This window comes from Xenorhabdus bakwenae (assembly GCF_030272115.1).
GTDB classification, from domain to species: Bacteria; Pseudomonadota; Gammaproteobacteria; order Enterobacterales; family Enterobacteriaceae; genus Xenorhabdus; species Xenorhabdus bakwenae.
Window position 1 is genome coordinate 920817 of record NZ_CP119194.1, and the last position, 26338, is coordinate 947154.

Annotated in this window: 25 protein-coding genes and 1 other annotated feature; of the genes, 14 read left to right on the top strand and 11 right to left on the bottom strand. The window is 43.0% G+C overall.

Annotated features, from left to right (window positions below):
* Positions 1 to 880: 880 nt before the first annotated feature.
* The 6 genes from PXH59_RS05245 (at position 881) to oppF (ending at position 8218) form a co-directional block, all read left to right on the top strand.
* Positions 881 to 2521, top strand: coding sequence for an ABC transporter substrate-binding protein (locus tag PXH59_RS05245; RefSeq protein WP_285810663.1), 1641 nt, complete (start codon positions 881 to 883; stop codon positions 2519 to 2521).
* A gap of 122 nt (positions 2522 to 2643) precedes the next feature.
* Positions 2644 to 4287: an oligopeptide ABC transporter substrate-binding protein OppA gene (gene oppA, locus PXH59_RS05250; RefSeq protein WP_285810664.1), complete on the top strand. Its 1644-nt coding sequence runs from the start codon at positions 2644 to 2646 to the stop codon at positions 4285 to 4287.
* Positions 4288 to 4368: 81 nt separating this feature from the next.
* Positions 4369 to 5289, top strand: a complete 921-nt coding sequence (gene oppB, locus PXH59_RS05255; protein ID WP_047770976.1) for an oligopeptide ABC transporter permease OppB — start codon at positions 4369 to 4371, stop codon at positions 5287 to 5289.
* 14 nt (positions 5290 to 5303) lie between these two features.
* On the top strand, positions 5304 to 6212 hold the full coding sequence (gene oppC, locus PXH59_RS05260) for an oligopeptide ABC transporter permease OppC (RefSeq protein WP_047770975.1): 909 nt from the start codon (positions 5304 to 5306) through the stop codon (positions 6210 to 6212).
* Positions 6213 to 6221: 9 nt separating this feature from the next.
* A complete protein-coding gene (locus tag PXH59_RS05265) occupies positions 6222 to 7220 on the top strand; it encodes an ABC transporter ATP-binding protein (protein ID WP_285810665.1) in 999 nt (332 codons plus the stop codon).
* On the top strand, positions 7217 to 8218 hold the full coding sequence (gene oppF, locus PXH59_RS05270) for a murein tripeptide/oligopeptide ABC transporter ATP binding protein OppF (RefSeq protein WP_285810666.1): 1002 nt from the start codon (positions 7217 to 7219) through the stop codon (positions 8216 to 8218). Before PXH59_RS05265 ends, oppF begins: the two co-directional genes overlap by 4 nt.
* Positions 8219 to 8324: 106 nt before the next feature.
* On the opposite strand, the gene PXH59_RS05275 is transcribed toward oppF, so the two are convergent.
* Together PXH59_RS05275 and cls are read right to left on the bottom strand one after the other, a co-directional pair.
* Positions 8325 to 8654 (bottom strand): HI1450 family dsDNA-mimic protein, encoded by a 330-nt coding sequence (locus tag PXH59_RS05275; protein WP_047770993.1) that lies wholly within the window; start codon positions 8652 to 8654, stop codon positions 8325 to 8327.
* A gap of 161 nt (positions 8655 to 8815) precedes the next feature.
* The gene (cls, locus tag PXH59_RS05280) at positions 8816 to 10276 is read right to left on the bottom strand and encodes a cardiolipin synthase (RefSeq protein ID WP_285810667.1); all 1461 of its coding nucleotides are present in this window, start codon (positions 10274 to 10276) and stop codon (positions 8816 to 8818) included.
* Between the two features lie 369 nt (positions 10277 to 10645).
* Between cls and PXH59_RS05285 the strand changes: the two genes are divergently transcribed.
* From PXH59_RS05285 to PXH59_RS05295, 3 genes are all read left to right on the top strand, one after another.
* Entirely contained in the window at positions 10646 to 10828 is a 183-nt protein-coding gene (locus tag PXH59_RS05285; protein WP_285810668.1) for a YciY family protein, read from the top strand.
* A gap of 234 nt (positions 10829 to 11062) precedes the next feature.
* Entirely contained in the window at positions 11063 to 11332 is a 270-nt protein-coding gene (locus tag PXH59_RS05290) for a hypothetical protein (protein WP_285810669.1), read from the top strand.
* Positions 11313 to 11732: a TonB family protein gene (locus PXH59_RS05295; RefSeq protein ID WP_285810670.1), complete on the top strand. Its 420-nt coding sequence runs from the start codon at positions 11313 to 11315 to the stop codon at positions 11730 to 11732. Before PXH59_RS05290 ends, PXH59_RS05295 begins: the two co-directional genes overlap by 20 nt.
* A gap of 66 nt (positions 11733 to 11798) precedes the next feature.
* Here PXH59_RS05295 and yciA read toward each other — a convergent pair whose 3' ends face one another.
* Together yciA and PXH59_RS05305 are read right to left on the bottom strand one after the other, a co-directional pair.
* Positions 11799 to 12236: an acyl-CoA thioester hydrolase YciA gene (yciA, locus tag PXH59_RS05300; RefSeq protein ID WP_047770992.1), complete on the bottom strand. Its 438-nt coding sequence runs from the start codon at positions 12234 to 12236 to the stop codon at positions 11799 to 11801.
* Between the two features lie 77 nt (positions 12237 to 12313).
* The gene (locus PXH59_RS05305) at positions 12314 to 12850 is read right to left on the bottom strand and encodes a septation protein A (protein ID WP_047770970.1); all 537 of its coding nucleotides are present in this window, start codon (positions 12848 to 12850) and stop codon (positions 12314 to 12316) included.
* Between the two features lie 228 nt (positions 12851 to 13078).
* Between PXH59_RS05305 and PXH59_RS05310 the strand changes: the two genes are divergently transcribed.
* Positions 13079 to 14785, top strand: coding sequence for a SulP family inorganic anion transporter (locus PXH59_RS05310; RefSeq protein WP_047770969.1), 1707 nt, complete (start codon positions 13079 to 13081; stop codon positions 14783 to 14785).
* Between the two features lie 61 nt (positions 14786 to 14846).
* On the opposite strand, the gene PXH59_RS05315 is transcribed toward PXH59_RS05310, so the two are convergent.
* Positions 14847 to 15602: a YciC family protein gene (locus PXH59_RS05315; protein ID WP_285810672.1), complete on the bottom strand. Its 756-nt coding sequence runs from the start codon at positions 15600 to 15602 to the stop codon at positions 14847 to 14849.
* A 473-nt stretch (positions 15603 to 16075) separates the two neighbouring features.
* Between PXH59_RS05315 and ompW the strand changes: the two genes are divergently transcribed.
* Positions 16076 to 16717 (top strand): outer membrane protein OmpW, encoded by a 642-nt coding sequence (gene ompW / locus PXH59_RS05320; protein WP_047770967.1) that lies wholly within the window; start codon positions 16076 to 16078, stop codon positions 16715 to 16717.
* A 77-nt stretch (positions 16718 to 16794) separates the two neighbouring features.
* On the opposite strand, the gene trpA is transcribed toward ompW, so the two are convergent.
* From trpA to PXH59_RS05350, 6 genes are all read right to left on the bottom strand, one after another.
* Positions 16795 to 17601, bottom strand: coding sequence for a tryptophan synthase subunit alpha (gene trpA / locus PXH59_RS05325; RefSeq protein WP_047770966.1), 807 nt, complete (start codon positions 17599 to 17601; stop codon positions 16795 to 16797).
* Positions 17601 to 18791 carry a tryptophan synthase subunit beta gene (gene trpB / locus PXH59_RS05330; RefSeq protein WP_285810673.1) on the bottom strand — a complete coding sequence of 397 codons (1191 nt, stop codon included), beginning with the start codon at positions 18789 to 18791 and terminating at the stop codon, positions 17601 to 17603. The genes trpA and trpB overlap by 1 nt, the downstream gene beginning before the upstream one ends.
* Positions 18792 to 18821: 30 nt before the next feature.
* Positions 18822 to 20186, bottom strand: a complete 1365-nt coding sequence (gene trpCF / locus PXH59_RS05335; protein WP_285810674.1) for a bifunctional indole-3-glycerol-phosphate synthase TrpC/phosphoribosylanthranilate isomerase TrpF — start codon at positions 20184 to 20186, stop codon at positions 18822 to 18824.
* On the bottom strand, positions 20183 to 21187 hold the full coding sequence (gene trpD, locus PXH59_RS05340; RefSeq protein ID WP_285810675.1) for an anthranilate phosphoribosyltransferase: 1005 nt from the start codon (positions 21185 to 21187) through the stop codon (positions 20183 to 20185). The genes trpCF and trpD overlap by 4 nt, the downstream gene beginning before the upstream one ends.
* A 63-nt stretch (positions 21188 to 21250) precedes the next feature.
* The gene (locus PXH59_RS05345; protein ID WP_285810676.1) at positions 21251 to 21829 is read right to left on the bottom strand and encodes a glutamine amidotransferase-related protein; all 579 of its coding nucleotides are present in this window, start codon (positions 21827 to 21829) and stop codon (positions 21251 to 21253) included.
* On the bottom strand, positions 21829 to 23388 hold the full coding sequence (locus PXH59_RS05350; RefSeq protein WP_285810677.1) for an anthranilate synthase component 1: 1560 nt from the start codon (positions 23386 to 23388) through the stop codon (positions 21829 to 21831). The genes PXH59_RS05345 and PXH59_RS05350 overlap by 1 nt, the downstream gene beginning before the upstream one ends.
* Before the next feature lie 27 nt (positions 23389 to 23415).
* Positions 23416 to 23521, bottom strand: a sequence feature (Trp leader region).
* 284 nt (positions 23522 to 23805) lie between these two features.
* On the opposite strand from PXH59_RS05350, the gene rnm reads away from it, so the two are divergent.
* The 3 genes from rnm (at position 23806) to rluB (ending at position 26323) form a co-directional block, all read left to right on the top strand.
* Complete coding sequence (gene rnm, locus PXH59_RS05355; protein ID WP_285810679.1) at positions 23806 to 24678, top strand: RNase RNM; 873 nt, start codon at positions 23806 to 23808, stop codon at positions 24676 to 24678.
* A gap of 19 nt (positions 24679 to 24697) precedes the next feature.
* A complete protein-coding gene (locus PXH59_RS05360; protein WP_285810681.1) occupies positions 24698 to 25318 on the top strand; it encodes an L-threonylcarbamoyladenylate synthase in 621 nt (206 codons plus the stop codon).
* Between the two features lie 81 nt (positions 25319 to 25399).
* Positions 25400 to 26323, top strand: a complete 924-nt coding sequence (rluB, locus tag PXH59_RS05365; protein WP_047770958.1) for a 23S rRNA pseudouridine(2605) synthase RluB — start codon at positions 25400 to 25402, stop codon at positions 26321 to 26323.
* Positions 26324 to 26338: the final 15 nt, after the last annotated feature.

Consider the following 26338-nt stretch of genomic DNA (forward strand, 5'->3'; position numbering starts at 1 on the left):
GAAATTCTACGTCGGATACAGCTTATCATTCACAGCTATTAGTATTGTGATTTAGATCATGAAAACATTAAGCTGACTCAATTCAGCTATTGTTTCTGGAACAATAGTATCTATTGATATCTGAATGGCGTTTACCTGCGGATTTAACGGTGCAAATACAACCTATTAACTTTGCAGCGAACTGATATTAATATGATTATTCGAACATGGAATTATTGTTAATATCTTTATTATAAGACCCTGACCTTATTTTCTGGGTTGCTGTGATTGTGATATAGAAAAGATAACTTATGTATTTATTTAAACTGTTTATGCAATAAGATGAAATTTCACCTTTGGATTGGGAGTAAATTAATCAAAAGCTAACCGATAAATGACCAGTTAAAGCGTGATTAATCGATAACATCATTCCGGTGTAATTTCCTTGAAACCATTGTTTATGTTTTATTCCTTTTTAGTCTGTGGTTTTCTTAAAACAATACTGTAATTTTCTACACGTATTTTTCGTTTCATAATCTTGTTTGACTGGTGGCTTGTGTCGTTACTTTGTGATGAAGATGGACTTTTACTCCGTAGTGATTGCATTTTGTTAAAATAATGTTTATTTTCTCTTTTGATAACATTCCATGAATATCGTCGGGAGATAATAGAATAAAATTCATTATTATCAGATTATTACATTAATTTTTCGAATGCATTGTATGCAGGGGTAACGAATATTATTAATGTTTTAATAAATTTATTGTAAAAATCAAATAACAATTATTATGTGAACATCATTTTTTAGTAGGTTAATTACCCTTTGTTAACGTGATAAGTGAATTATTGGAGTGAGTAGATTAAAAACGATTCATTTGCTGTTTATAACTTGGAGCAAAATATGAGAAAAAAAACATCAAAGTTAGGTCAGTTGATTTCGAATATCGTTTTATTCTCTTTTCCCGCCGCGCAGAGTATTGCTGCAACTGTTCCCGCAGGCGTTACACTCACCGAAAAACAAGAAATAACCGTTAACAATGGTGTCGAAGTCACTTCATTGGACCCTCATAAAGTTGAAGGTACTCCAGAAACCGTCATCATCCGCAATCTGCTGGAAGGGTTGGTAACGACAGGGCCAAATGGTGAAACCGTGCCTGGCATAGCAGAAAGATGGGAGAATGAAGATTATAAAGTATGGACGTTCTATTTACGCCATGATGCCAAATGGAGTGATGGTAAGCCTGTGACTGCGCAGGATTTTGTCTATAGCTGGCGCCGGCTCGCTGATCCAGATACTGGGTCGCCTTATATCAGTTATTTGCAATATGCCTATATTCAGAACGTTGACGATATTCTGAAAGGAATAAAATCACCGGAACAATTGGGGGTCAAGGCGTTAGATGATCACCGTTTTCAGGTAACACTCAGCCAGCCTGTGCCTTATCTGGTCGACATGTTAAGCCATACAGCGATGAAACCTGTCAGGCAAGATGTGATTGAAAAATGGGGAAATAAATGGACATTGCCAGCAAACTATATTGGCAATGGTGCTTATACATTGAAAGATTGGGTGGTTAATGAGCGAATTATCTTAACGCGCAATCCTCAGTATTGGAACGATAAAGAAACCCTCATTGAAAAAGGCACTTTCCTGCCGATTGTCTCTGGCGTTAGTGGTGTTAACCGCTATCGTAGCGGGGAAGTGGATATGACTGATAACGCTATTCCTCCTGATCTATACCAAAAAATGAAACGGGATATACCCGAACAATTGCAAGTTTCACCTTATCTGTGCACGTTTTACTACGAAATCAATAACCAGAAGCCCCTGTTTAAAGATAAACGGGGGCGTGAAGCCATAAAACTGAGCCTTGATCGCGATATCATCACCGAAAGAATTATGGCACAGGGGCAAATTCCGGCGTATGGATTTACTCCGACTTATATTGGCGACGGTTTGACCATTAATCCAGAATGGGCAAGCTGGACCCAGGGACAGCGTAATCAACGGGCGAAAGAATTGTTGAAGGAAGCGGGTTTTGATGCCAGCCATCCCCTTAAATTTACCTTGTTGTACAACACATCAGAACAAAATAAACAACAAGCCATTGCTGCGGCTTCTATGTGGCAGAAAAATATTGGCGCAAAAGTCACTTTGCAAAATCAGGAGTGGAAAACCTCTCTCCAGAACCGCCATCAAGGAAATTATGACGTTGCGAGGGCAACATGGTGTGGCGATTATAACGAACCTTCTTCCTTCTTGAATATGTGGCTGTCAAATAGCAGTAACAATACTGGTTTTTATCAAAGTGAGGCTTTTGATAACTTTCTTAAGCAGGCCCTGACTGCCAAAGAGAGTGCAACCCGTAAGGAATTTTATCAGCAAGCCGAAGCCCAGCTTGATAAAGATTCAGGGTTGATCCCCGTTTATTACCGCGTCAGCGTACGCCTCATTCGCCCGACAGTTGGGGGAATGACTGGGAAAGATCCCCAAGATTATGTTGATCTAAAGAATTTGTATATTAAAAAGGTGAATCACTGATTATCGTCACAACATATTATTTTGCCGTAAACAAAATAGTTCCTTTTGGATACGGAAAATGACCGGCCCAATGCGTGGATATGACTTTAATGGGTCAAATGATATCAATTGGAGAGAATAAGATGATAAACACAACAAAGAAAAAACTGGCTACTGGCATTACGGTAACGTTAGGCATGATGATAGGGTGGCCGGCCTTTGCAGCACAAGTGCCTGCTGGCGTGCAACTTGCCGATACTGCAAAACAGGTGTTAGTCCGCAACAATGCCTCTGAACCACAATCGTTGGACCCGCATAAAATTGAAGGTGTGCCAGAATCTAATATCGCGCGGGATTTGTTTGAAACTCTGGTGATCAATGCCCCTGACGGTAAAATTATACCGGGAGTCGCAGAAAGCTGGGAAAATAAGGATTTCACAGTTTGGACATTCCATCTGCGCAAAGATGCAAAATGGTCCAATGGTGACCCTGTCACTGCACAGGATTTTGTCTATAGCTGGCGCCGTCTGGTAGATCCCAATACCGCATCCCCATATGCAAGTTATCTGCAATATGCCCATCTGCTTAATGTTGACGATATCATCAGGGCTAAACAGAAACCGGAAGCGCTGGGCGTTAAGGCATTAGATGACCATACATTACAATTAACACTCAGTGAAGCCGTTCCCTATTTAGTCAAATTATTTGTTCACCCGACGACCTCTCCGGTGCATCGTGCAACCATTGAAAAATATGGTGAGAGATGGACACAACCACAAAATTTTGTCGGTAACGGTGCCTATAAGCTGAAAAGCTGGGTGATTAACGAGCGCATTGTTCTGGAACGCAGCCCAACGTATTGGGATAACAAACACACCGTTATTAACCAGGTCACAGTCTTGCCTATTTCCTCGGAAGTCATGGATGTTAATCGCTATCGTGCCGGCGAAATTGAAATGACTTATAACAACTTACCGGTCGAACTATTCCAAAAGCTAAAAAAAGACATTCCCGAACAGTTGCATATCAACCCGTATTTATGTACTTATTTTTATGAAATAAATAACCAGAAACCCCCATTTAATGATCCCCGTGTGCGTACCGCACTGAAATTAGGGATGGATAGTAATACGATAACTTATAAGGTTAAAAATCAGGGAGATTTACCTTCCTATGGTTATACTCCTCCTTATATTGCTGATTTTAAAGATGAAAAACCGGATTGGTATACCAGGCTGAACCAGCAGCAACGTAATGAAGAAGCGAAAAAACTTTTGGCAGAAGCGGGTTTTACTAAAGATAACCCACTGAAAATTAACCTGTTGTATAACACTTCTGATCTCCATAAAAAATTGGCCATTGCTGCCGCATCCATTTGGAAAAAGAATCTTGGTATTAAAGTTAACCTCGAAAACCAAGAATGGAAAACTTATCTTGATTCCCGCCATCAGGGAAATTTTGACGTTGCCCGTGCAGGGTGGTGTGCCGACTACAACGAAGCGTCCAGTTTCCTGAACGCTATGCTATCCGATAGCAGCAATAATACAGCCCATTATAAAAGCAAAGCGTTTGATGCCCTGATGGAACAATCCCTGCAAGTCCAAACTGATGAAGAGCGTGCGGAAGTTTATGCCAAGGCAAATGCTTTATTAGACAAAGATTCTGCGATAGTTCCTATTTTCTACTATGCCAATACTCGCTTAGTGAAACCTTATGTCGGTGGTTATACCGGTAAAGATCCCTTAGATAACTTCCATACCAAAGACCTATACATAATAAAGCATTAGAAATTAGCAGGTGATCTCGTTGGATCGCCTGCTTGTCAAATAATTAAAGGCCACGGTTTGGCTAAACAGTAGGAGCGGGCAATGCTAAAATTTATTTTACGTCGCTGTTTAGAGGCGATCCCGACACTTTTTATCCTTATTACTATTTCGTTTTTTATGATGCGGCTTGCGCCGGGTAGCCCATTTACAGGAGAAAGAAAGCTGCCGCCAGAGGTTATGGCAAATATTGAAGCGAAATACCATTTAAATGATCCTATTTATAAGCAATATTTCAATTACTTAATCCAACTCTCTAAAGGGGATTTTGGCCCTTCATTCAAATATAAAGACTACAGTGTCAATGATCTGGTTGCAGAAGCTTTGCCGGTTTCTGCTAAATTGGGATTTGCCGCCTTTGTTATGGCGGTAATATTCGGTGTCAGTGCAGGCGTTATTGCGGCATTGAACCAGAATACGAAATGGGATTACACGGTAATGGGGTTTGCCATGACAGGTGTCGTGATCCCTGGTTTCGTGGTCGCCCCCTTATTAGTTTTGATATTCGCCATTACATTAAGATGGTTGCCGGGAGGAGGCTGGAATGGCGGGGCACCTAAATATATGCTTTTGCCAATGGTCGCACTTTCCCTCTCTTATATTGCCAGCATATCCCGTATTACCCGGGGTTCCATGATAGAAGTTTTGCATTCCAACTTTATTCGTACAGCACGGGCCAAGGGTTTGCCACTGCGGAAGATTATTTTCCGTCATGCGTTAAAACCTGCCTTATTACCCGTTATTTCTTACATGGGTCCAGCATTTGTCGGCATCATTACGGGTTCAATGGTTATCGAGACTATTTTCGGCTTACCCGGTCTGGGGCAATTATTTGTTAATGGCGCATTAAACCGCGATTACTCACTGGTACTGAGTTTGACGATTCTGGTGGGGAGCCTGACCATTATGTTTAATGCCATCGTTGATGTGCTGTATGCCGTCATTGATCCGAAAATTCGTTATTAATACTGGAGCACGCAATGTTACTGAATAAAAAAAATAGCGAAGCTCTGGAAAATTTTTCTGAGCAACTGGAAATTGAAGGCCGCAGTTTGTGGCAGGATGCACGTCGCCGTTTTAAGCATAACAAGGCGGCGATTACGAGTTTATGTATTCTATTCCTGATCACATTATTTGTGATCTTAGCACCGATGTTGTCCCAATTTGCCTACGATGACACTGATTGGAATATGATGACAATGCCGCCGGATTTTGAGTCCAAACACTATTTTGGCACTGATTCATCAGGGCGTGATCTGTTGGTGCGCGTTGCCATTGGCGGGCGTATTTCACTGATGGTCGGGGTTGCCGCCGCTTTGATTGCTGTGTTATTGGGCACTTTATATGGTGCGATGTCAGGCTATCTTGGCGGCAAAACTGACATGGTCATGATGCGTTTGTTGGAAATCCTCAATTCTTTCCCATTCATGTTCTTCGTTATCCTTCTGGTGACTTTCTTTGGTCAAAACATTCTGTTGATTTTCGTTGCAATAGGCATGGTGTCGTGGCTGGACATGGCACGTATCGTCCGTGGTCAGACACTGAGTTTAAAACGCAAGGAATTCATCGAAGCCGCGTTGGTTTGTGGTGTTTCTACCCGTCATATCGTTTTGCGCCATATCGTGCCAAACGTATTGGGTGTTGTGGTGGTTTATGCCTCATTACTTGTACCCAGCATGATCCTGTTTGAATCCTTCTTGAGCTTCCTTGGCTTGGGTACTCAGGAACCCCTCAGTAGTTGGGGGGCTTTGTTAAGTGATGGGGCTAATTCAATGGAAGTGGCTCCGTGGTTGCTGTTATTTCCGGCAGGCTTTCTGGTGATAACCCTGTTTTGTTTTAACTTTATTGGTGACGGCCTGCGAGATGCCCTCGATCCGAAAGACCGTTAAGGAGAGCCTGTGAATAGCGTAGAAACGTCGAAAAATGTTGAATCACTTTTATCGGTAAAAGACCTGAATGTCGTATTCAGCACGCCAGACGGCAACGTGACGGCCGTAAACAAATTAAATTTTGACTTACAAGCCGGAGAAACCCTGGGGATCGTGGGAGAGTCTGGCTCAGGTAAATCGCAGACGGCGTTTGCATTAATGGGATTATTGGCCAGCAATGGTTTTGTCAGTGGTTCTGCTCATTTTCATGGGCGAGAAATCCTCAACCTGAAAGAAAAAGAGCTGAACCGGATGCGGGCAGAAGAGATCTCGATGATATTTCAAGATCCCATGACTTCCCTTAACCCTTATATGCGGGTAGGTGATCAATTAACTGAAGTATTGATGTTGCATAAGCGTATGAGTAAAAGCGCGGCTTTTGAGGAATCCATCCGTATGCTGGATGCCGTTAAGATGCCAGAGGCCCGTAAACGCATGAAAATGTACCCACATGAATTCTCCGGGGGGATGCGTCAACGAGTCATGATTGCCATGGCATTATTGTGTCAGCCTAAGTTATTAATTGCCGATGAACCGACAACGGCATTGGATGTAACGGTTCAGGCACAGATCATGATGTTGCTTAACGAGCTGAAAAATGAGTTTAACACGGCCATTATTATGATCACCCATGACTTGGGGGTGGTTGCCGGCATTTGTGACAAAGTATTAGTAATGTATGCCGGAAGAACGATGGAATATGGCACAGCGCGTGACGTATTTTACCGGCCTACCCATCCATACTCTATCGGGTTACTGAATGCTGTTCCTCGTCTGGATGGTGATGGGGAGTCATTGGAAACGATTCAAGGCAATCCCCCCAATTTATTGCGTTTGCCAAAGGGATGCCCATTCCAGCCGCGCTGTCAGTTTGCCACAGAGCATTGTGTTCGTGAGGAACCACAGTTGGAAAAATTTGGCCTTGGGCGCTTGCGTGCCTGCTTTAAACGCCAGGAGGAGTTAGTATGAACACAATAGCTGAAAAACGTGTCTTATTGGAAGTGGATGACCTCAAAGTTTATTTTGATATTAAAGATGGAAAACAGTGGTTCTGGCAGCCGGCAAAAACCTTAAAAGCGGTAGATGGCGTTACCTTAAGACTATATGAAGGTGAGACTCTGGGCGTTGTAGGAGAATCTGGCTGCGGGAAGTCAACACTTGCCAGAGCCGTTATTGGGTTAGTGAAAGCGTCTGGCGGGGCAGTCACCTGGCTTGGTCAAAATCTGCTGGCTATGAGTGACAAACAATGGCGGGATATTCGCAATGATATTCAGATGATTTTTCAAGACCCTTTGGCATCGCTGAATCCGCGTATGACCATTGGTGATATTATTGCAGAGCCATTGAAAACGTATTACCCCAAAATGAAAGCTGGGGAGATAAAAGAAAAAGTTCAAAAAATGATGATGCGGGTAGGATTGTTACCTAACCTGATAAACCGTTACCCGCATGAATTTTCAGGCGGACAGTGCCAACGTATTGGCATTGCCCGCGCCCTGATCCTGGAGCCTAAATTAGTTATCTGCGACGAACCTGTTTCAGCGCTGGATGTTTCTATTCAGGCACAAGTCGTTAACTTGTTGCAGGAATTACAGCGGGAAATGGGGCTTTCCCTGATATTTATTGCTCATGACCTATCAATAGTAAAACACATATCAGACCGCGTTTTGGTGATGTATTTGGGGAATGCTGTAGAATTAGGCACTTACGACGAGGTTTATCATAATCCGTTGCATCCATATACCAGAGCGCTTATGTCGGCGGTGCCAATTCCTGATCCAGACAAAGAGCGCAACAAGCATATTGAATTGTTGGAAGGAGAACTGCCTTCACCCATTGATCCCCCGTCTGGATGTGTATTCCGTACTCGCTGCCCAATGGCTGATGCTGAATGTGCCAAGACTCGACCACTGCTTGAAGGAAGTTTTAAACATGCGGTATCTTGCCTTAAGGTTGATCCACTCTAACCAGCCAGATTCGGTTAATGTGACGCTGTCACGACTTTAAATTCAATGCCCTCACAATGAGGGCATTTTTGCCGATCAAGGAAGTGTATTGAGGAAGGCGGTCTGATTATTTTTTCCATAGGATATGGCAGATGGGGTAAGATTTTTCCCGGCAGAGCAAGATACGGGCAAAGATGTCATCAATTTCGGCATCGTCTGATTCAGCCAGGCCAATAATGACTTCTGAGAAAAAGTCTGGATCCAAATCAAAATCAACATGTTCAAGCCAGACTCTTGAAGGCTCCAATAATTCAACCCCTCCCCGTTCTTCAAATTGCAAATTAAACAATAGGCTGTCAGCCGGATCAAGGTGAGAAAGCGCTTGTTCCAAAAAGATGTCGTAAGCTTTTTCAAGCGCGTCATCTTCAGTCATTCGGTTATTTAAGTCTAATTGCATAGCGTGTGTCGGTTGATTTTCCATGATGCAAGGTCCGAAATTAATTACAAGATGAAATTAAAACATGTTCTGTATTGAATGAATACTGTTATTCGTGGTGAAAATATTCATGTTGAAAAAGTGACTGGTCAATTTATTTTCTGTCTGTTTTCAGTCATGAATTATAAAAGCGGGCTGAAAAAGTAGCAGATACGTTCAAGAATACGATGCCACATAGGCCGTTTTTCCCATTCACTGTTCGCAAGTAGTACTGAACGCATAATATAGTCTTGTTGAACCAGTGCTAAATCATTGCCAAAGTGTTCATCATCAATGACCACCGTAATTTCAAAGTTCAGCCATAAGCTGCGCATATCTAAATTGACAGAACCGACCATACTGAGCTGGCCATCGACCAACACACTTTTAGTATGTAATAAACCATCTTCAAATTGATAAATTTTCACACCCGCTTCCAGTAATTCTGAAAAAAACGCACGGCTGGCCCAGCGAACAAGAAATGAGTTGTTTTGGCTTGGTACAATGATACTGACATCAACACCACGCATAGCTGCGGTACAAATTGCATGCATTAAATCATCGCTGGGAACAAAATAGGGAGTGGTAAGAATAAGTTGTTTGCGGGCAGCAAAAATAGCGGTCATCAGGGATTGTTGGATCAATTCATCAGGGAACCCTGGCCCGGAAGCAATAACTTGCGCGGTATGACCGCTGGCTTGTTCGAAGGGCATGGTAGTACTGTCAGGAGGAGGGGGAAGATGACGCTCTCCTGTTTCCATTTCCCAGTCAAAAGCATAAATGATCCCCAGTGTTGTCGTAACAGGGCCTTCCATTCTCACCATGATATCGACCCATTGACCGACCCCGGCATCTTGTTTAAAAAAACGGGGGTCAACCATATTCATGCTACCGGTGTATGAAATATGGTTGTCGATCAGAATAATTTTTCTATGCTGGCGTAAGTCCATACGACGCAAGAATAAACGGAAGAGATTAACTTGTAGCGACTCGATAAATTCAATACCTGCCTTTCGCATAATATCAGGATAAGGGCTGCGGAAAAATTGCCAGCTTCCTGCCGAATCTACCATGATTCGACATTTAACACCGCGTTTGGCTGCACGCATCAGGGCATCAGTGACCTGATCAACCAGCCCTCCCGATTGCCATATATAAAACACCATCTCGATATTGTATTTGGCGTTTTCAATATCATGAACAATCGCTTTTAGCGAATTATCATAAGATGTCATTAATTGCATTTTATTCCCTCTGACACCTTTGATATTTTGTCGACGCTCACACAGCTGAAACAGCGGAGTAGCAACTTCACTGTTTTCATCGGCAAAAATTTGCGGAGAATTTCTTAATTCGGCCAGCCACTTGACTACAGATGAACGCATTTGTTTGGCTTGCTCAACTCTGCGTTTGCCAAGGTGTAATTCGCCGAATGACAAGTAAGCAATGATCCCGACTAAAGGAAAAATATAAATAATGAGTAACCACGTCATTGCTGATGTCACAGGACGACGTTTCATCAAAACTCGAATAGTGATACCGGCAATAATCAGCCAGTAGAAGAAAATCGTCAGCCAGCTCAGTACAGAGTAGAAAGTTGTCATACGTGGCAATCAATCCTATTTATTTAAGTATCTTATGCAGTCATTGCCGCAAGTTTCTAGAAATTTTGGCAAACTATCAACCTAATAATTATTAATTAAACAGCCGTAATTTTAGCAAAAAAGCGCCAAGTATAATGAATATCATTACTATTTAGCCACTTATAACGACTGACTTTGGCTTCATGCACTGTATGCAGATTGATACGAAAAAATCATGAATGGTTTATCATAATTATTAAACTGATAATTTTGGGTAATATACTATTATGGCAGAATCACGAACCAGATTGGCAATTGATTGACATTGAGAATAGTGACGATTAAGAATAATGTTATTTACCCACTGAGAGAATTAGCCTGGAATAGCTTATGAAACATAGCAGAAGAGAAGTCGGGCGTTGGAGAATGCTCCGCCAAGGTATTCGTATCCGCCGTCGCTGGTCGGAAGGGCAGTCACGTCGTAACTTACGAATATATGCACTGCGTAAGGCAGATGCTTATAAGCGTCATAGATCGATTCTATTTATCCAGAATATAGAGTGGATTTTATAGTAATACCTTAAATTGATGCATGATACGACTCGTGACGAATGGGTTCACGGTCGATATCAACTCTGTTCTAGATAATAATGCATATCTGACGCGTTGTTTTCCCCTTACTACCGACTGAAAAATGCAAGTCATGCTGAGATGTTTTTGAATCTTTATTGAATATGATAGTCATTTGCATTTAAACTAATACCTATCTGAAAACTGACTATCATGCTGTTAAACAAGAATTCTCTTATGCGTTGGATACATTGGCCGATACTACTTTCTGTTTGTTTACACATTTCTATTGCGGCGGCGCTTTTCCATGCCATTAAACCTGAAAAACAGGTAGAAGCCCCGTCTATATCTGTTGCCATGATCCAGTTGGCGGCTGAAGAGGCGCCTGTCTCTAAACCTGCCATACCTGAATCAATTCCTGAACCGGAGCCAGAGCCAGAACCTATTGCGAAAATTGCTCTGCCTAAACCTAAGCCTGAGAAAAAAATTGTCAAAAAAAGAAATTAAGCCAAGAGAGAAAAAGACAGAAAAAGCTTCAGAACAACCACTGAAACCTGTTTCTGATCAGGAACCTCAGACGGCAAAAAGGTTGGACAATCAAAAATCGGAGCACCATACCATTAATGAAAACGTGGGTACACGAAGCGGACCAAAAGCACTAAACAGGCCAGATCCCATTTACCCATCCAGAGCACAACAGTTGGGGACAGAGGGGACGGTAAAAGTAAAATTTGATATTGATGAAAATGGTCGAGTTAAAAATATCGAAATTATTTCTGCCAATCCGAAGAATGTCTTTGACCGTGAAGTGAAAAATGCGATGAGGAAATGGCGTTATGAAAAAATACCTGCTGCCGGGCACATAACGACTATCGAGTTTAAAACTACGGGTATTTCACAATCCTGACTTAACCAAAGTTTCTTACCCGGTCAGGGGATGCAAAGCATCCCCTGACTTCATCAGCAAAATGAATTATGACTCTGAATCACTGCTTGCCAATTTAAAGTGCCTTTTATCTTCAGGCAAAGGACGGGAAGCGTTATTTTCATCAACGGCAACATAGGTGAAAACAGCATCTGTCGCACGATAACGCTGACCGACTGGCTCAGAAGCCACTTTTTTCACCCACACCTCAATATGAATGGTAATAGATGAATTTCCCGTTTTAAGACAACGGGCGTAGCAGCATACGACGTCACCTACCGCAACCGGTTTTAGAAAACTGATGCCATTTACGCTAACAGTTACTACGCGTCCCAGAGCAATCTCTTTTGCCAGGATTGCGCCGCCAATATCCATTTGAGACATCAGCCAGCCACCGAAAATATCCCCATTGGCATTAGTATCAGCAGGCATGGCCAGTGTACGGAGAACCAATTCTCCGTTTGGTAAGCATTGTTGTTGTGTCATTAGAAAACTTGCTTTATTTGGTGAATACAACAATACCTGCCGCTGCATCGGCAGGTATCCATATGAAGGTTATTATATTATTTTTGTTCGCGAGGCAGATGACGGTAGATATATACCACACTCAATACAGTAAAGACCAGTGTCAATGCCGTTAACCCGAACACTTTAAAGTTTACCCAAACATCTTGAGGTAGCCAGAAAGCGACATAAATATTTGCTAATGCACAGGCAATAAAGAAGATTGCCCAAGCCATATTCAGTTTGTTCCAGACAAAATCAGGTAATTCTAACTCCTTGCCTAACATGCGTTGAATTAATGGCTTTTTCATCACCCATTGGCTGATAAATAGTCCCAGAGCAAAAATGGCATAAATGACAGTCACTTTCCATTTAATAAATAAATCACTGTGGAAAGCCAGTGTCAGAGTGCCGAAAACAGCAACCATAACAAATGTAATTAAGGAGGATTTCTCAACGCGACGATAAATGAGGTAAGTAATGACAACCACTAACCCTGTTGCAGCAATTAAGGCACCAGATGCATAGAAAATGTCGTACATTTTGTAGACGACAAAGAAAACGACTAGCGGCAAAAAGTCTAAAAGTTGTTTCATAAATTGAACCCATTGTGAAGTCAATGATGGCATGTTTTTGAATTTGTGCCAGAGTGTACCAGATCTCAATGAAATGGTTTATTTATCAGGTAAAAAACATTTTTCATCTGTTTGGCTAATTTTATCACAATGAGCGACAAGCTAAGTGTGAGAGAGGGGAAACGGGTGAGTTTCCATTTAGCAACGCACTATAACTAGGTTTCATTTTCACAAAAGGGCATAAAGGTCATGTTGTGGGGAAGATTACATCGTTGGATGCCGGGCTTGGGAAATATTTGTCATTACCGTAGAGAGTATTTCAGCCATGATATGCGGGCGGGTCTCTCTGTTGCCGCAGTCGCGCTGCCTGTTGCGATTGCTTATGCTGAATTAATGGGAATTAGTGCCATTATTGGTTTATATGCCTGTATTTTACCGATGTTTGCGTATGCACTGTTTGGTACTTCGCGGCAGTTGATTGTTGGGCCAGATGCTGCAACTTGTGCGGTTATTGCTGCTGCTGTGACACCGCTGGCATTGGGAAATGAGCATGTGCGCTGGCAACTTGCCATAGTTATGACGTTAATGACAGGGTTTTGGTGTATTTTGGCCAGCCATTTTCGATTGGGTGCCTTCGCTGATTTTATATCTCATCCCATTTTGAAGGGCTTTATTAACGGCGTTGCGATTACCATTATGGCGGATCAGCTGGCTAAAGTTTTTGGGCTGTCTGGGTTGCCTGTGGAATTGATTGAACGATTAATTGCACTTCCCCGTAAACTATTAGAATCTCACTGGCCGACGGTAGGGGTGTCAGTAATGACGCTGCTGGTACTGCTTAGTGTGCATTTCCTCCGTCCGAGTTGGCCTGCGCCACTGGTAGCAATGATCGTATCGACTTATATCAGTTGGCAATTTGAACTCAGCCAATATGGTATCCAGATTGTGGGTAGTATGGGGAGCGGTTTGCCTATTGTTCCTGTACCCGAATTTGAACCCGGTATCATACGTGATTTAGTTGTTCCTTCCATTAACTTAGCGGTGATCAGTTTCGTCAGTTTTATGATGACTGCTCGTAGTTTTGCCAGTAAAAATGGCTACCAAGTCGATGCAGATCTGGAACTTAGGGCATTGGGTATCGCCAATATTGCTTCGTCATTATCACAAGGTTTTGCTGTCAGTGCTGCCGGTAGCCGTACTGCGGTCAATGATGCGCTTGGTGGTAAAACGCAAATGGTTTCGGTGATAGCGGCTTGTGCTATTTTGCTGGTATTGCTGTTTATGACAGAATTTTTGGTGTCTATTCCTCTGTCATCACTGGGTATTGTTTTGATCTTTTCCACTTGGTCTTTATTGAGTTTAAAAAACCTTTGGGCTTATCGAAAACGTAATCGTCAGGCTTTTACTCTGTCAATTTTTACGTTAATTGCCGTCTTGCTGGTGGGGGTGATCGATGGTATCGGTTTTGCTGTTTTGTTAGGATTATTGCAATTTTTGCGGATAGTTTTTCGGCCTTCGGATCAGCTGCTGGGCGTGAATGACCAAGGTATGGTTCGTTCTATCCATAAACATAATGATATTAAACCCATAGATGGCATTATGATGTACCGCTTTAACTCTCCTCTCACTTATTTTAACGTTGGATATTTCAAAAAACGGGTATTACTGCATGTGAAAAGTGCTGCAAATGATCCTGTGTGGTTAGTGGTCGATGCGACGGTCAGTTTTACCTATGATGATGTCAGTGTTTTTGCCGTGTTGGATGAGTTAATCACAGAATTAAAAGAGAAAGGTGTAACATTGGTTTTGGCAGGGCGCAGAACAGAGCTAAATCGCTGGATTAAACAGAACAAACTAAGTCGTAGCGATGACGATTTAATAGTTGTGCCGGATCTCTACTTTGCCATTCGTTTACTTCAAAGTAAGCAGCAGGTGGAGGACAAACAGGAAAAGTAAACTGCGGTTCACCCCGCTGCATTAGTATTACAGCGAGGTGAACTATTTTAAGTGCTTTTTATTAAATACCGTTTATGGTTTTATTTTGTGGCTTGACTAACATATACAAACGAAATAGGTAAATCAGTAACAGAGATGATAAGAAATTATCCAGTGTTGATAGCAACATATCGGGCATTTTTGTCAGCACAAGAGCCAGGATTAGCTTGGCGACAAGCCATAACAATATAGCTGGGATCAACAACCGCATATTACCAAATGCCAACTTCCAACTATTTTGCATGGCTGCAAAAACATTTTTGCTTTTTTCAAACAAAAAAATTGGAGCCAGTGAGAATGCAATAGAAAACAGTAGCCCCGGCAGGACCATTAAAGCGTAGCCGATTTGGACCAACAGGGTACAAATCAGCATTAGCAAGAACATCTTAGGTAGTTGTGTTATTGATAATGTACTGGCATGAATGGCATTAGTTTTCTGACCGCGAGAGATAGCATTGATGAGTACCAGCACACTGGCCGTTAGTAGGGTATTACCAAATATGTGGGTAAATAAAACCCCGAACATTGTGCGCATTAACGTGAATTGCTCATCTGGCGTTAATTGCATCACGAAACGTTGGATACCTGTATTGCCGGACTCTCTGACTATATTTTGCAACTCGGCTAATAGATTGAGCTGTTCATCATTCGGCATGAGTAAATGCCCCAGCAGTGTTGTCACCAGCGCGGCCAGGACAGAGAGGATGACAATATTCAACAGTTGATTCTTTAAAAAGTTGATGCTGTCACGATACAGGGTATTTGCCGTGATGGGCATGAAAGTGGCTCCTATCAAATAAAACAATAATAGTGCACAATTGTACCTTGTTAGGGGGATTATTGGATACCTAAGATTTACTCCTGTATCTTGAGGCTGATGGGGCACGAAATCTTGTTTGCCAGGCTCCTTATTGTCGATTTTATAAAAATGATCAACTCATTAACTTTGTGTTAATAAATTGAGGGTGGGCTGGAATATTAAATAAGGTTTTTTAATGTATAATTTCTATTGTTTTTTATTGTTATTCATTTAAAAATTGATATTAAGATATAAATCATGGGTGGCATTAAAATTAATATGCAGAAAATTTTGATTTGGATCAATTTTAAATATCCAGTAAATGAAATAATAAAGCAGTAAATACCTTATTTAGCCAAAAATATTTAAAAGATGTGATCTGTCTTAGATCATAATAGTAAACAAACGGGTATATTTCTGACTGTTTTAAAACCACATAAATGGGATGGATAATGAAGAAGATTTCTGCGCTTGTATTGGCTGTTGCTACGTTAGCCCCGTCATTGACTTTTGCCCATGAAGCAGGTGACTTCCTGTTCCGTGCAGGTACAGCAACGGTAAGACCGCATGCGGGTTCTGATAATGTATTAGGATTGGGATCTTTTGGTGTCAATAATAATACTCAGTTGGGGTTAACTTTTGGTTACATGATTACTGATAATATTGGTGTTGAATTATTGGCAGCAACACCATTTCAGCATAAAGTCAGTTTGCCGGGCGCGGGTGAAATTGCTGAAGTTAAACATTTACCACCAACACTAATGGCACAATATTATTTTGGTTCTTCAGAAAATGAATTTCGTCCTTATGTCGGAATTGGTGTTAACTACACGACATTCTTTAGTGAAAAATTTACTAATAATGAGACGGTAAAAGGCGTTAATTTAAATAGCCTGGATCTGAAAGATTCTTGGGGTATCGCTGGGCAGGTTGGCCTGGATTATCAACTGGACAAAAACTGGATGCTGAATACTTCGCTTTGGTGGATGAATATTGAAACTGATGTGAAATTCAAAGTCGGTGATGTAGATAAAAAATATAAAACTCGCCTTGATCCGTGGGTCTTTATGTTCGGTGTTGGTTATAGTTTCTAACTAAAGCTACGTGTGTTTGACGTTGACATAAGAGAAGAACCAATGGGGCGTCATTGCCCCATTTTTTGGTAGCTTGCTTATAATTGTGTGGCGTTTTTCATGGCACGAACAAAATCCGTTAACTTTTCCAGCATGATGTTGGGTTGATGTAAGTTATCTTCAATAATTTTGACAATAGCTGAACCTGAAATTGCACCCGCAGCACCGGCATTGAGAGCGCTCATAACCTGTTCTGGCTCTGAAATGCCAAAACCTTGTATAGCCGGGGCAGCGTGATATTCTTTGAGCTTATTGACAATATGATTAAATGGCTGTTGAGCGCGATTTTCACTGCCTGTCACTCCCGCTCTTGATAGCAGATAGGTATATCCCCGTCCAAATGAAGCAACTTCACGCAGTAAATCATCATCTGCATTAGGGGGACAAATAAAGATCGGGGCAATATCATGCTTTATGGCAGCTGAACGGAAAGGCGATGACTCGGGTAATGGCACATCAGCGACAAGTACGGAGTCAACACCTGCACTTTTGCAGCGACGATAAAATTCATCAATGCCATTGTGAAAGGCGAGATTGGCGTAAACTAACAGGCCAATGGGTATATCAGGGTGTTTAGCGCGAATTTTAGCCAGCAGGTCAAAACATAGTGTGGGCGTGACTTTGGATGATAACGCCCGCAGATTGGCATTTTGGATAGTTGGGCCATCAGCCAGGGGATCTGAGAACGGAATACCCAATTCAAGCGCATCAGCACCACCTGAAATTAAGGTATCAATAATTTCCAATGATAATTCAGGATTAGGATCACCAAGGGTGACAAAAGGAACAAAAGCGCCTTGATTTTGGTGTTGTAACTTCTTAAAAAGTTGTTCGTAACGTCCCATCAGATTTCCCCCTTGGATTTTAAAATATCGTGAACGGTAAAGATGTCTTTGTCACCACGACCAGATAAATTGACAATTAATAGTTGTTCCTTGTCTGGAGATTCATGGATCATTTTCAAGGCATAAGCCAACGCATGAGCGGATTCCAGTGCAGGAATAATCCCTTCATTGCGTGAGAGTTCCTGGAAGGCCTCCAGGGCTTCATCATCAGTAATTGAAACATAATCGGCTCTACCGATGCTGTTTAAATAGGCATGCTGTGGGCCGACGGAAGGAAAATCTAAACCCGCCGAAATGGAATAAGATTCTTCAATTTGCCCGTCTGCTGTCTGCATCATTGGCGCTTTCATGCCAAAGTAAATTCCCAATCTTCCGTGTTTCAATGGGGCACCATGCTCTCCGGTTTCAATACCATGCCCCGCAGGTTCAACACCGATCAAGCGAACATTATTTTCTGGAATAAATTCAGCAAACAAACCGATGGCATTTGAACCACCACCAATGCAGGCGATAACGGCATCAGGTAAACGGCCTTCTTTTTCCAGAATCTGAGCTTTGGCTTCTTCACCAATCATACGTTGAAATTCTCGTACCATTGTCGGATATGGGTGAGGGCCAGCCGCAGTGCCTAATAGGTAATGTGCTTTTTCATAGCAACCCGACCAGTCACGCATTGCTTCGTTACAAGCATCTTTCAAGGTTGCCGAGCCGCTGTGGACAGGGATCACTTCTGCACCCATCAAACGCATGCGAAAAACATTGGGCGATTGGCGTTCAATATCTTTTGCCCCCATATAAATACGGCATTTCAGCCCCAATAGCGCACAAGCCAGGGCGGTGGCGACGCCATGTTGACCCGCGCCTGTTTCAGCAATGATCTCATGCTTTCCCATGCGTTTTGCCAACAATGCTTGCCCTAAAACCTGATTGGTTTTGTGAGCACCGCCGTGGAGTAAATCTTCACGTTTCAGGTACAAACGTGTTTTTGTCCCTTTTGTCAGGTTTTGACACAGCGTTAAGGCAGTGGGCCTGCCTGCGTAGTTTTTCAAGAGATCCTGAAAGGTATGCTGAAACTCTGGATCTTTCTGTGCTTCAATAAAGGCTTCTTCTAATTGGTTAAGTGCAGGGATCAAAATTTGTGGCACAAATTGCCCACCAAAATCGCCAAAATAAGGATTCAATTTACTCATTGTTCTACTCATCCATTTTTATCTGAAAAATTAGTGATAACAGCGTAATTGTTGAAACACCTGTTTGATTTTCTGGCTGCTTTTGATACCCGGAGACACTTCAACTCCTGAGTTAAAATCCAGTCCATAACAGCCAAATGTTGCTGCCAGTTGGCAGTTTTCAGCGTTCAGGCCACCAGCCAGAAAACTGTTATGCTGAATGAGTGGGTTGATTAACTGCCAGTCAAATGGTTTTCCTGTTCCGCCTGCTCCGTTATCCAACAATAAGTGTTCAACATGGGGTATTGCGGAAACTTCCTCAACCTTAGACATATTAATGGCTTTCCAAATTTCACAATGTTCAGGCAGCCCTGAACGTAGGGAGTTAATGTAGTTTTCATCTTCATCTCCGTGCAATTGAACTGCGGTGAGCGAAAGCTGACGGGCGGTATTATTGACAAAATCAATGGATTGATTTTGAAACACGCCAACATATAGAAGAGAGGCTTCATTGATGATTTGTTGAGCTTTTTGCAGGCTGATTTTGCGCGGTGATTTTTCGGCAAAAATTAAACCACCGTAAACGGCTCCCATTTGCAATGCGGCTTTGGCATCCTGTGGGCGAGTCAGGCCACAGACTTTGTTGTCACCCAAAATCAGGCGGCGTAAAGCGAGATCTAAATTTTGTTGTGCCATTAAAGAACTACCAATAAGAAAACCATCGGCAAACCGGCTCAATTCCCGCACCTGACGATGCTGGTGGATACCGGATTCACTGATAACGATCGTGTCTTTGGGTAAATCAACTGACAATTTACGGGTACGCCCTAAATCAATGGACAAATCACGCAGATCCCGATTATTGATACCAATAACTTTTGCCCCCAATATAATCGCGCGTTGCTTTTCATCTTCATTACTGACTTCGGTCAGTACGCCCATCCCAAGACTGTGTGCCAGTGATGACAGCTCACGATACTTATCATTATCAAGAACGGAGAGCATAAGTAAAATAGCGTCAGCCTGATAATAACGGGCAAGATAAACCTGATAGGCATCAATAATAAAATCTTTGCACAGAACAGGTTGATGTACAGCAGAACTGACCCTGGCGAGAAAATCATAACTGCCCTGAAAGTATTTTTCATCAGTCAGAACAGAAATTGCAGCAGCATAAGGCTGATAAGTTTTTGCAATGTAAACAGGATCGAAATTTTCACGAATTATCCCTTTTGACGGAGAGGCTTTTTTGCATTCCAAAATAAAAACGGTTTGCTTATGGGTCAACGCCTGATAAAACCGACGGTGACTTGGAACGATAACCTCAATAAAGCTCTCCAGCGGTTGCTCTGCCTTACGAGTAATCAGATATGCCGCTTTATCATCAACAATTTTCTGTAATATGCTGGTTTTCATGATCGAGTCCTTGCTGCCAATGCCATTACTTTTTCATAAGCCTGGCCGCTGTAAATAGTATTAAGGGCCAGTTGCGTGTTTTCTCGCAGATTTTCATGTCCGTGAATTTTCATCAAAAGAGCCACATTTGCGGCTACCGCATCAGCATGGGCCTTTCGTCCCTGGCCTTGCAGTAACATTGCCAGCATATCGCGATTCTCTTCTGGGGTTCCACCTTGCAGTGAAGATATCGGATGGCCCGGTAAGCCAAAATCGGTTGCTGTTAACTGGTATTGATTAATCTCACCGTGACTGAGTTCTGCAACATAGGTTGGGGCATGTAAAGCAACTTCATCCATTCCGCCACTGTGTACAACGGCGGCGCGTTGATAACCCAAGGCATGTAAGGTATGGGCTATCGGTTCAACTAATTCAGGGCTATAGACTCCGATAAGAGACACAGGAGGGTGCGCCGGATTGATCAACGGGCCAAGCACATTAAATAATGTTCGGGTTTTTAGTTGCTGGCGAACTTGCACCGCATGACGGAATCCACGGTGATATTGAGGTGCGAACAGGAAACAGACACCAATATCATCTAAGGCTCTGCGTGATTCTTCAGCCTGGGCATCCAATGCAATGCCGAATGCAGCTAATAAATCGGATGAGCCAGATCGACTGGAAATACTGCGATTTCCATGTTTTGCTACCTTAAGGCCACAGGCAGCAGCAATAAAAGCGCTGGCTGTTGAAATATTGATGCTATTGGAACCATCTCCACCTGTGCCGACGATATCACAAAATGTGTAATCGGGGCGTGGAAAGGGGGCTGCGTTTGCCAGGAACGCCCGGGCTGCGCCCGCAATTTCTTGTGGCTGCTCGCCCCGCAGCTTCAGGCTAATTAATACAGCAGCCAGTTGTGTATCGCTCAACTCGCCATGAATAATGGCAGTGAATAGCTGTTGGCTTTCTTGTTGTGTCAGTGCTTGCGCACTGAATAATTTGTCAAAAATCAACTGCATCTTCCCATTCCTTTAAGTTTAGTGCCTTTAATTCGATACCCTTAAACTCACGACCTTTAATTGTTAGCTCAATGCCCAGGTTAGCGTTTGTTCAAGCAGTTTGGCACCTTGTGTAGTCAAAATAGATTCGGGATGGAACTGAAAACCACAAACTTTGTGCTCATCATGGCGCACCGCCATCACGATATCACCGCATGAAGCAGAGACAGTCAGGGCTGTCGGAACGTGCACAGCGGCAAGAGAATGGTAACGAGCGACAGACAAAGGATTTGGGAGGCCGGAAAACATATTTTTCCCATCATGGATAGCTGATGTGGCTTTGCCATGCAGAATTTCCTGAGCAGCAGAGACTTTTCCTCCGTAAGCTTCAATAATCGCCTGATGTCCAAGACAAATTCCGATTATCGGGATCTGGCCTGTTACTTGCCTGAGCAATTCAGGCATACAGCCTGCCTCTGAGGGTTTCCCTGGACCGGGGGATAACATCAAAAGAGGAGATTCCATCTCATTAAGTTTGGTAATAATGATGTCTGCTAACACGGTATTGCGGTAAATAACGACATGGTGACCATGAGTACGCAGTTGATCCACAAGGTTATATGTAAAGGAATCTACATTATCAAGTAAAAGAATAGTAGCCATCAGAATGTCACCTCCACATGATGCGCTTGTGCAATTGCACGAATAACGGCTCTGGCTTTACTGTGCGTTTCATCTACTTCTGACTGAGGAATGGAATCCAGTACCACACCGACTCCAACCTGAATGGTCGCTTGATTGTTTTCCACGTAGGCAGAACGGATCACTATGCAGGTGTCAAAATCCCCATTGCCCGTGAAGTAACCGACGGCTCCGCCATAACTGCCACGCCGTTCACCTTCATATTCTGCGATGAATTGCATCGCCCGAACTTTAGGGGCCCCTGTCAATGTGCCCATATTCATGCAGGCTTGATAGGCATGGAAGACATCTAAATCATGCCGGAGTGTGCCGACAACACGAGAAACCAGATGCATAACAAATGAATAGCGATCGACTTTGGTTAAATCGGCGACATATCGACTGCCCGGTTCGCAGATACGGGCTAAATCGTTGCGAGCCAAGTCAACTAACATCACATGCTCAGACATTTCTTTAGCATCTGTGCGCATTTCCAGTTCAATTCGGCTATCAAGATCGGCATCCAATTCTCCGTTGTTATCGCGTCCACGTGGTCGAGTACCGGCTATCGGATAAATTTCGATCTGGCGGTTGTCGGCATCATATTTAAGCGCACTTTCTGGTGAAGCCCCAAACAGGCAAAAATCCTGATCTTGCATAAAAAACATATAAGGGCTTGGGTTTTGTTTTTTCAATACATGATAAGCGCTCAGAGGAGAAGGGCATGGCAAGGTGAAACGACGTGATGGAACGACCTGAAAAATATCCCCTTGACGGATAAATTGCTGTAGCTGGTGCACTATATTTGCGTATTGTTCATCACTTTGGTTGCAGCCAACAGTAATACCGGGCAGAGTGACAGGTAAGAGTGGCTGAAGTGGGGCTGAAATGGCGGCAACTAAGGTTGTTAAACGTTTTTTAAGGCGTTTTCTTTCTGAATCGGATTCGCCAAACAATGAAGTTTGCAGACGTGAGTGTTTATCTTGATGATCGATCACTAATAGCGCTTCTGCGAGATAAAAACAGAAATCAGGGCAGCGCTGGTGATCTTCTACTGTCGGCAATGGTTCAAACCCGGCGACTAAATCATAAGCAAACAATCCACCAACAAAAATGGCATCGGGAGCGTCTGAGAAGGATGCTAATGCTGCCAGGGCACGTAATGCGTCAAAAACGGAATCGGATTTTAGCCGGCTATCTTCGTCCAGATTGTGCTCAATAGCAGGAAACCGTGCTCGCATAACCTGTGGCTCTAAATCTAATAGGGCTTTGTCTGAAAGTAAATTAGCGAGTATTGGGATCAGGTTTTGGCCATTTTCAGTGAGTGCTTCAAAAGTAACTTGACGCCCGTTGGCTGTAATGCGCATAGCACTATCAATGATCAGGATGCTTTTGAGATTCTTTTTACTGTGAATTTCAGCCGAATCCAGCAATAACGTTGCTGGGCGATTACTACAAAGTTGATGAAAAAGCCGTGTCGGATCTGTCTGATAGAGGGTATCTACCTGATTTATAGAAATATTAAATTCTTTGCCTGTCATCTTCATACCCCGTTTCTAATCTTTATTCATAAAAAACCCGCCTCTTAGGGCGGGTTTTGGCACTTGCGTATCTATTCTTAACTTATGTGCGCGAGCCAACCGCCCTGACTGGGAAGTTGTGCCACCAACACTTTGACTGCTTAGTTTGCATAAATACGCTCATTTCGAGTGCCTCATCAGTTCAATAGTTTTTTTAATAAAGAGTGTTTCAGTTAACCCATGTACTAGTAAACTAGTTCGATGGTTGCTTGTCAATGATTTTTTATGTTTGCAAACCACATTCATTATCATTGTTTCAACAAACTCGCCTCTTGAACTTTACTCTTGTGTTATCATTAGCGCCTTGCGCTTGATAGCGCTGCATATCACTTAATCGATAGTGCCTTTTTCCCCACCCGAAAAACAGGTAAAAAAATAATGACTGAAGCCGCCAGTGAAACGACAAAACGCTATGATCTGCATAGCCATACGACCGCTTCAGATGGCGTTTTATCACCTGAGCAGCTCGTGGACAGAGCCATTGCTATGGGGATTGATGTACTGGCCATCACCGATCATGATACGACGGAGGGTATTCCGTCTGCTTTAAACCATATTCAGCAAAATAATTTGCCATTAACTTTGATACCCGGCGTTGAAATTTCGACATTATGGCAAAATCTGGAAATTCATATCGTTGGCTTACATATTGATATCAACGCTATTTCCTTAAGGAAGTTATTAGCGCATCAGGTTGATTTAAGGCAACAGCGTGGTATTGAAATGGGGCAACGGTTGGCCAAAGCAGGTATTGCTGATGCCTGGGAAGGGGCATCCAGATTAGCCAATGGTGGACAAGTCACTCGCGGTCATTTTGCCCGTTATTTGGTCGAGGCGGGAGTTGTACCGACTATCCCGAAAGTGTTCAAAAAATATCTGGTAAAGGGAAAAATCGGTTATGTCCCACCGCAATGGTGTACAATTGAGCAAGCTATTGAAACCATTCACCAGGCAGGGGGACAAGCTATAATTGCTCATCCCGGTAGGTATAATTTGTCGACGAAGTGGCTAAAACGGTTAATAGTTTGGTTTAAACAACATGGTGGTGATGCAATGGAAGTTGCCCAGTGCCAGCAAGCCCCTAATGAAAGACAGCAACTTGGTCAACTGGCAAGAGAATATGGGTTGAAAGTATCATTAGGATCGGATTTTCACCAACCTTGTTCATGGATAGAACTTGGGCGCAATTTGTGGTTACCCGGTGATGTTGTACCGATATGGCACGACTGGTCACGGCGTGGGGCTGCATAGAAGTATAGAGGTTATTTGTATGAGCCAGTTTTTTTATATCCACCCTGACAATCCACAAGTCCGTCTTATTGACCAAAGTGTGGATGTACTGAAAAAGGGCGGAGTTGTCATCTATCCGACTGATTCAGGTTATGCCATGGGTTGTTGCCTTGAAAATAAAGAGGCTATGACCCGTATATGCCGTATCCGCCAATTGGAAGGACGCCACAATTTTACGTTGATGTGTCGTGATTTGTCTGAAATTGCCACTTATGCCCATGTAGATAATCAGGCGTTCAGGTTGATCAAAAATAACACGCCAGGCAATTACACTTTTATTTTACAGGCGACAAAAGAAGTACCGCGCCGCTTGATGAACGAAAAACGCAAGACTATTGGCCTGCGTGTTCCTTCTAATCCTATTGCGTTGGCACTGCTGGAAAAGATGCGTGAACCACTGATGTCATGTAGCTTGATTTTGCCTGGAAATGATTTTGCTGAATCTGATCCTGAAGAGATTAAGGATACTTTGGGTAAACAAGTTGATTTAATCATTCACGGTGGTTATCTTGGGCAGCAACCGACGACGGTAGTGGATTTAACTGGGGATTCACCAGTCATTCTTCGTGAAGGCGAAGGTGATGTAACCCCTTTTTTATAAAGTGTACGTTTTTTTAAAGTATATGATTCAATTTTTATTTAGTATCACGACGCCTGTGAAGGCGACAATAGAGGTTGCTCAATGAGCGATAAAACAGAAAAGTTACAAAAAGTTCTTGCCCGTTCTGGTCATGGTTCCCGGCGCGAAATCGAGGGGTATATCCAACAAGGTCGCATTAGCATTGATGGTAAGATCGCAACGTTGGGTGATCGAATTGAAATTAAGCCCTCAGTAAAAATTCGTCTGGACGGACGGATCTTAAATATCAAAGAGCCACAGAAAACAGTTTGCCGTGTTTTAGCTTATTATAAACCGGAAGGGGAATTGTGTACTCGCCATGATCCTGAAGGTCGTCCGACGGTGTTTGATCGTCTGCCAAAAATGCAGGGCGCACGCTGGATTGCGGTAGGGCGTTTGGATATCAATACCAGCGGGTTGTTGTTGTTTACTACCGATGGGGAATTGGCTAACCGTTTAATGCACCCAAGCTGCGAAGTTGAGCGTGAATATGCAGTTCGTGTGTTCGGTGAAGTAGATAGCGCAAACCTCCGTCAATTGACACAAGGTGTACAACTGGAAGATGGCCCGGCTTCATTTAAGACCATTGCGTTTAAAGGCGGAGAAGGTATCAACCAATGGTATAACGTCACTCTGACAGAAGGTCGTAATCGCGAAGTCAGACGCTTATGGGAAGCCGTTGGTGTGCAAGTTAGCCGCCTGATCCGTGTGCGTTATGGCGATATCAATCTGCCGAAAGGTTTGCCACGTGGTGGCTGGACTGAATTGGGGTTGGAACAGACTAACTATTTACGTCAGTTGGTTGATTTGGATGAAGAGATTATGACCAAAGTCGCAGTTGGACGTGATCAACGTCGCGTTAAGGCTAATCAGATCCGCCGTGCGGTAAGACGACATACTCAGGTTGCATCCCGTCCGGCAGGGAAACGTCCTGCAAGCAGCTCTCGTCAGAATGCAGGGAAGACGACGACATCTAAAGGTCGTTAATACGCTTAAGCCGCT

Bases quoted from the DNA above. Each gene is read 5' to 3' on its own strand.
- PXH59_RS05245 (WP_285810663.1), top strand. From the start codon at position 881: ATGAGAAAAAAAACATCAAAGTTAGGTCAGTTGATTTCGAATATCGTT.
- oppA (WP_285810664.1), top strand. From the start codon at position 2,644: ATGATAAACACAACAAAGAAAAAACTGGCTACTGGCATTACGGTAACG.
- oppB (WP_047770976.1), top strand. From the start codon at position 4,369: ATGCTAAAATTTATTTTACGTCGCTGTTTAGAGGCGATCCCGACACTT.
- oppC (WP_047770975.1), top strand. From the start codon at position 5,304: ATGTTACTGAATAAAAAAAATAGCGAAGCTCTGGAAAATTTTTCTGAG.
- oppF (WP_285810666.1), top strand. From the start codon at position 7,217: ATGAACACAATAGCTGAAAAACGTGTCTTATTGGAAGTGGATGACCTC.
- PXH59_RS05275 (WP_047770993.1), bottom strand. From the start codon at position 8,654: ATGCAATTAGACTTAAATAACCGAATGACTGAAGATGACGCGCTTGAA.
- cls (WP_285810667.1), bottom strand. From the start codon at position 10,276: ATGACAACTTTCTACTCTGTACTGAGCTGGCTGACGATTTTCTTCTAC.
- PXH59_RS05285 (WP_285810668.1), top strand. From the start codon at position 10,646: ATGAAACATAGCAGAAGAGAAGTCGGGCGTTGGAGAATGCTCCGCCAA.
- PXH59_RS05290 (WP_285810669.1), top strand. From the start codon at position 11,063: ATGCGTTGGATACATTGGCCGATACTACTTTCTGTTTGTTTACACATT.
- yciA (WP_047770992.1), bottom strand. From the start codon at position 12,236: ATGACACAACAACAATGCTTACCAAACGGAGAATTGGTTCTCCGTACA.
- PXH59_RS05305 (WP_047770970.1), bottom strand. From the start codon at position 12,850: ATGAAACAACTTTTAGACTTTTTGCCGCTAGTCGTTTTCTTTGTCGTC.
- PXH59_RS05310 (WP_047770969.1), top strand. From the start codon at position 13,079: ATGTTGTGGGGAAGATTACATCGTTGGATGCCGGGCTTGGGAAATATT.
- PXH59_RS05315 (WP_285810672.1), bottom strand. From the start codon at position 15,602: ATGCCCATCACGGCAAATACCCTGTATCGTGACAGCATCAACTTTTTA.
- ompW (WP_047770967.1), top strand. From the start codon at position 16,076: ATGAAGAAGATTTCTGCGCTTGTATTGGCTGTTGCTACGTTAGCCCCG.
- trpA (WP_047770966.1), bottom strand. From the start codon at position 17,601: ATGGGACGTTACGAACAACTTTTTAAGAAGTTACAACACCAAAATCAA.
- trpB (WP_285810673.1), bottom strand. From the start codon at position 18,791: ATGAGTAAATTGAATCCTTATTTTGGCGATTTTGGTGGGCAATTTGTG.
- trpCF (WP_285810674.1), bottom strand. From the start codon at position 20,186: ATGAAAACCAGCATATTACAGAAAATTGTTGATGATAAAGCGGCATAT.
- trpD (WP_285810675.1), bottom strand. From the start codon at position 21,187: ATGCAGTTGATTTTTGACAAATTATTCAGTGCGCAAGCACTGACACAA.
- PXH59_RS05345 (WP_285810676.1), bottom strand. From the start codon at position 21,829: ATGGCTACTATTCTTTTACTTGATAATGTAGATTCCTTTACATATAAC.
- PXH59_RS05350 (WP_285810677.1), bottom strand. From the start codon at position 23,388: ATGACAGGCAAAGAATTTAATATTTCTATAAATCAGGTAGATACCCTC.
- rnm (WP_285810679.1), top strand. From the start codon at position 23,806: ATGACTGAAGCCGCCAGTGAAACGACAAAACGCTATGATCTGCATAGC.
- PXH59_RS05360 (WP_285810681.1), top strand. From the start codon at position 24,698: ATGAGCCAGTTTTTTTATATCCACCCTGACAATCCACAAGTCCGTCTT.
- rluB (WP_047770958.1), top strand. From the start codon at position 25,400: ATGAGCGATAAAACAGAAAAGTTACAAAAAGTTCTTGCCCGTTCTGGT.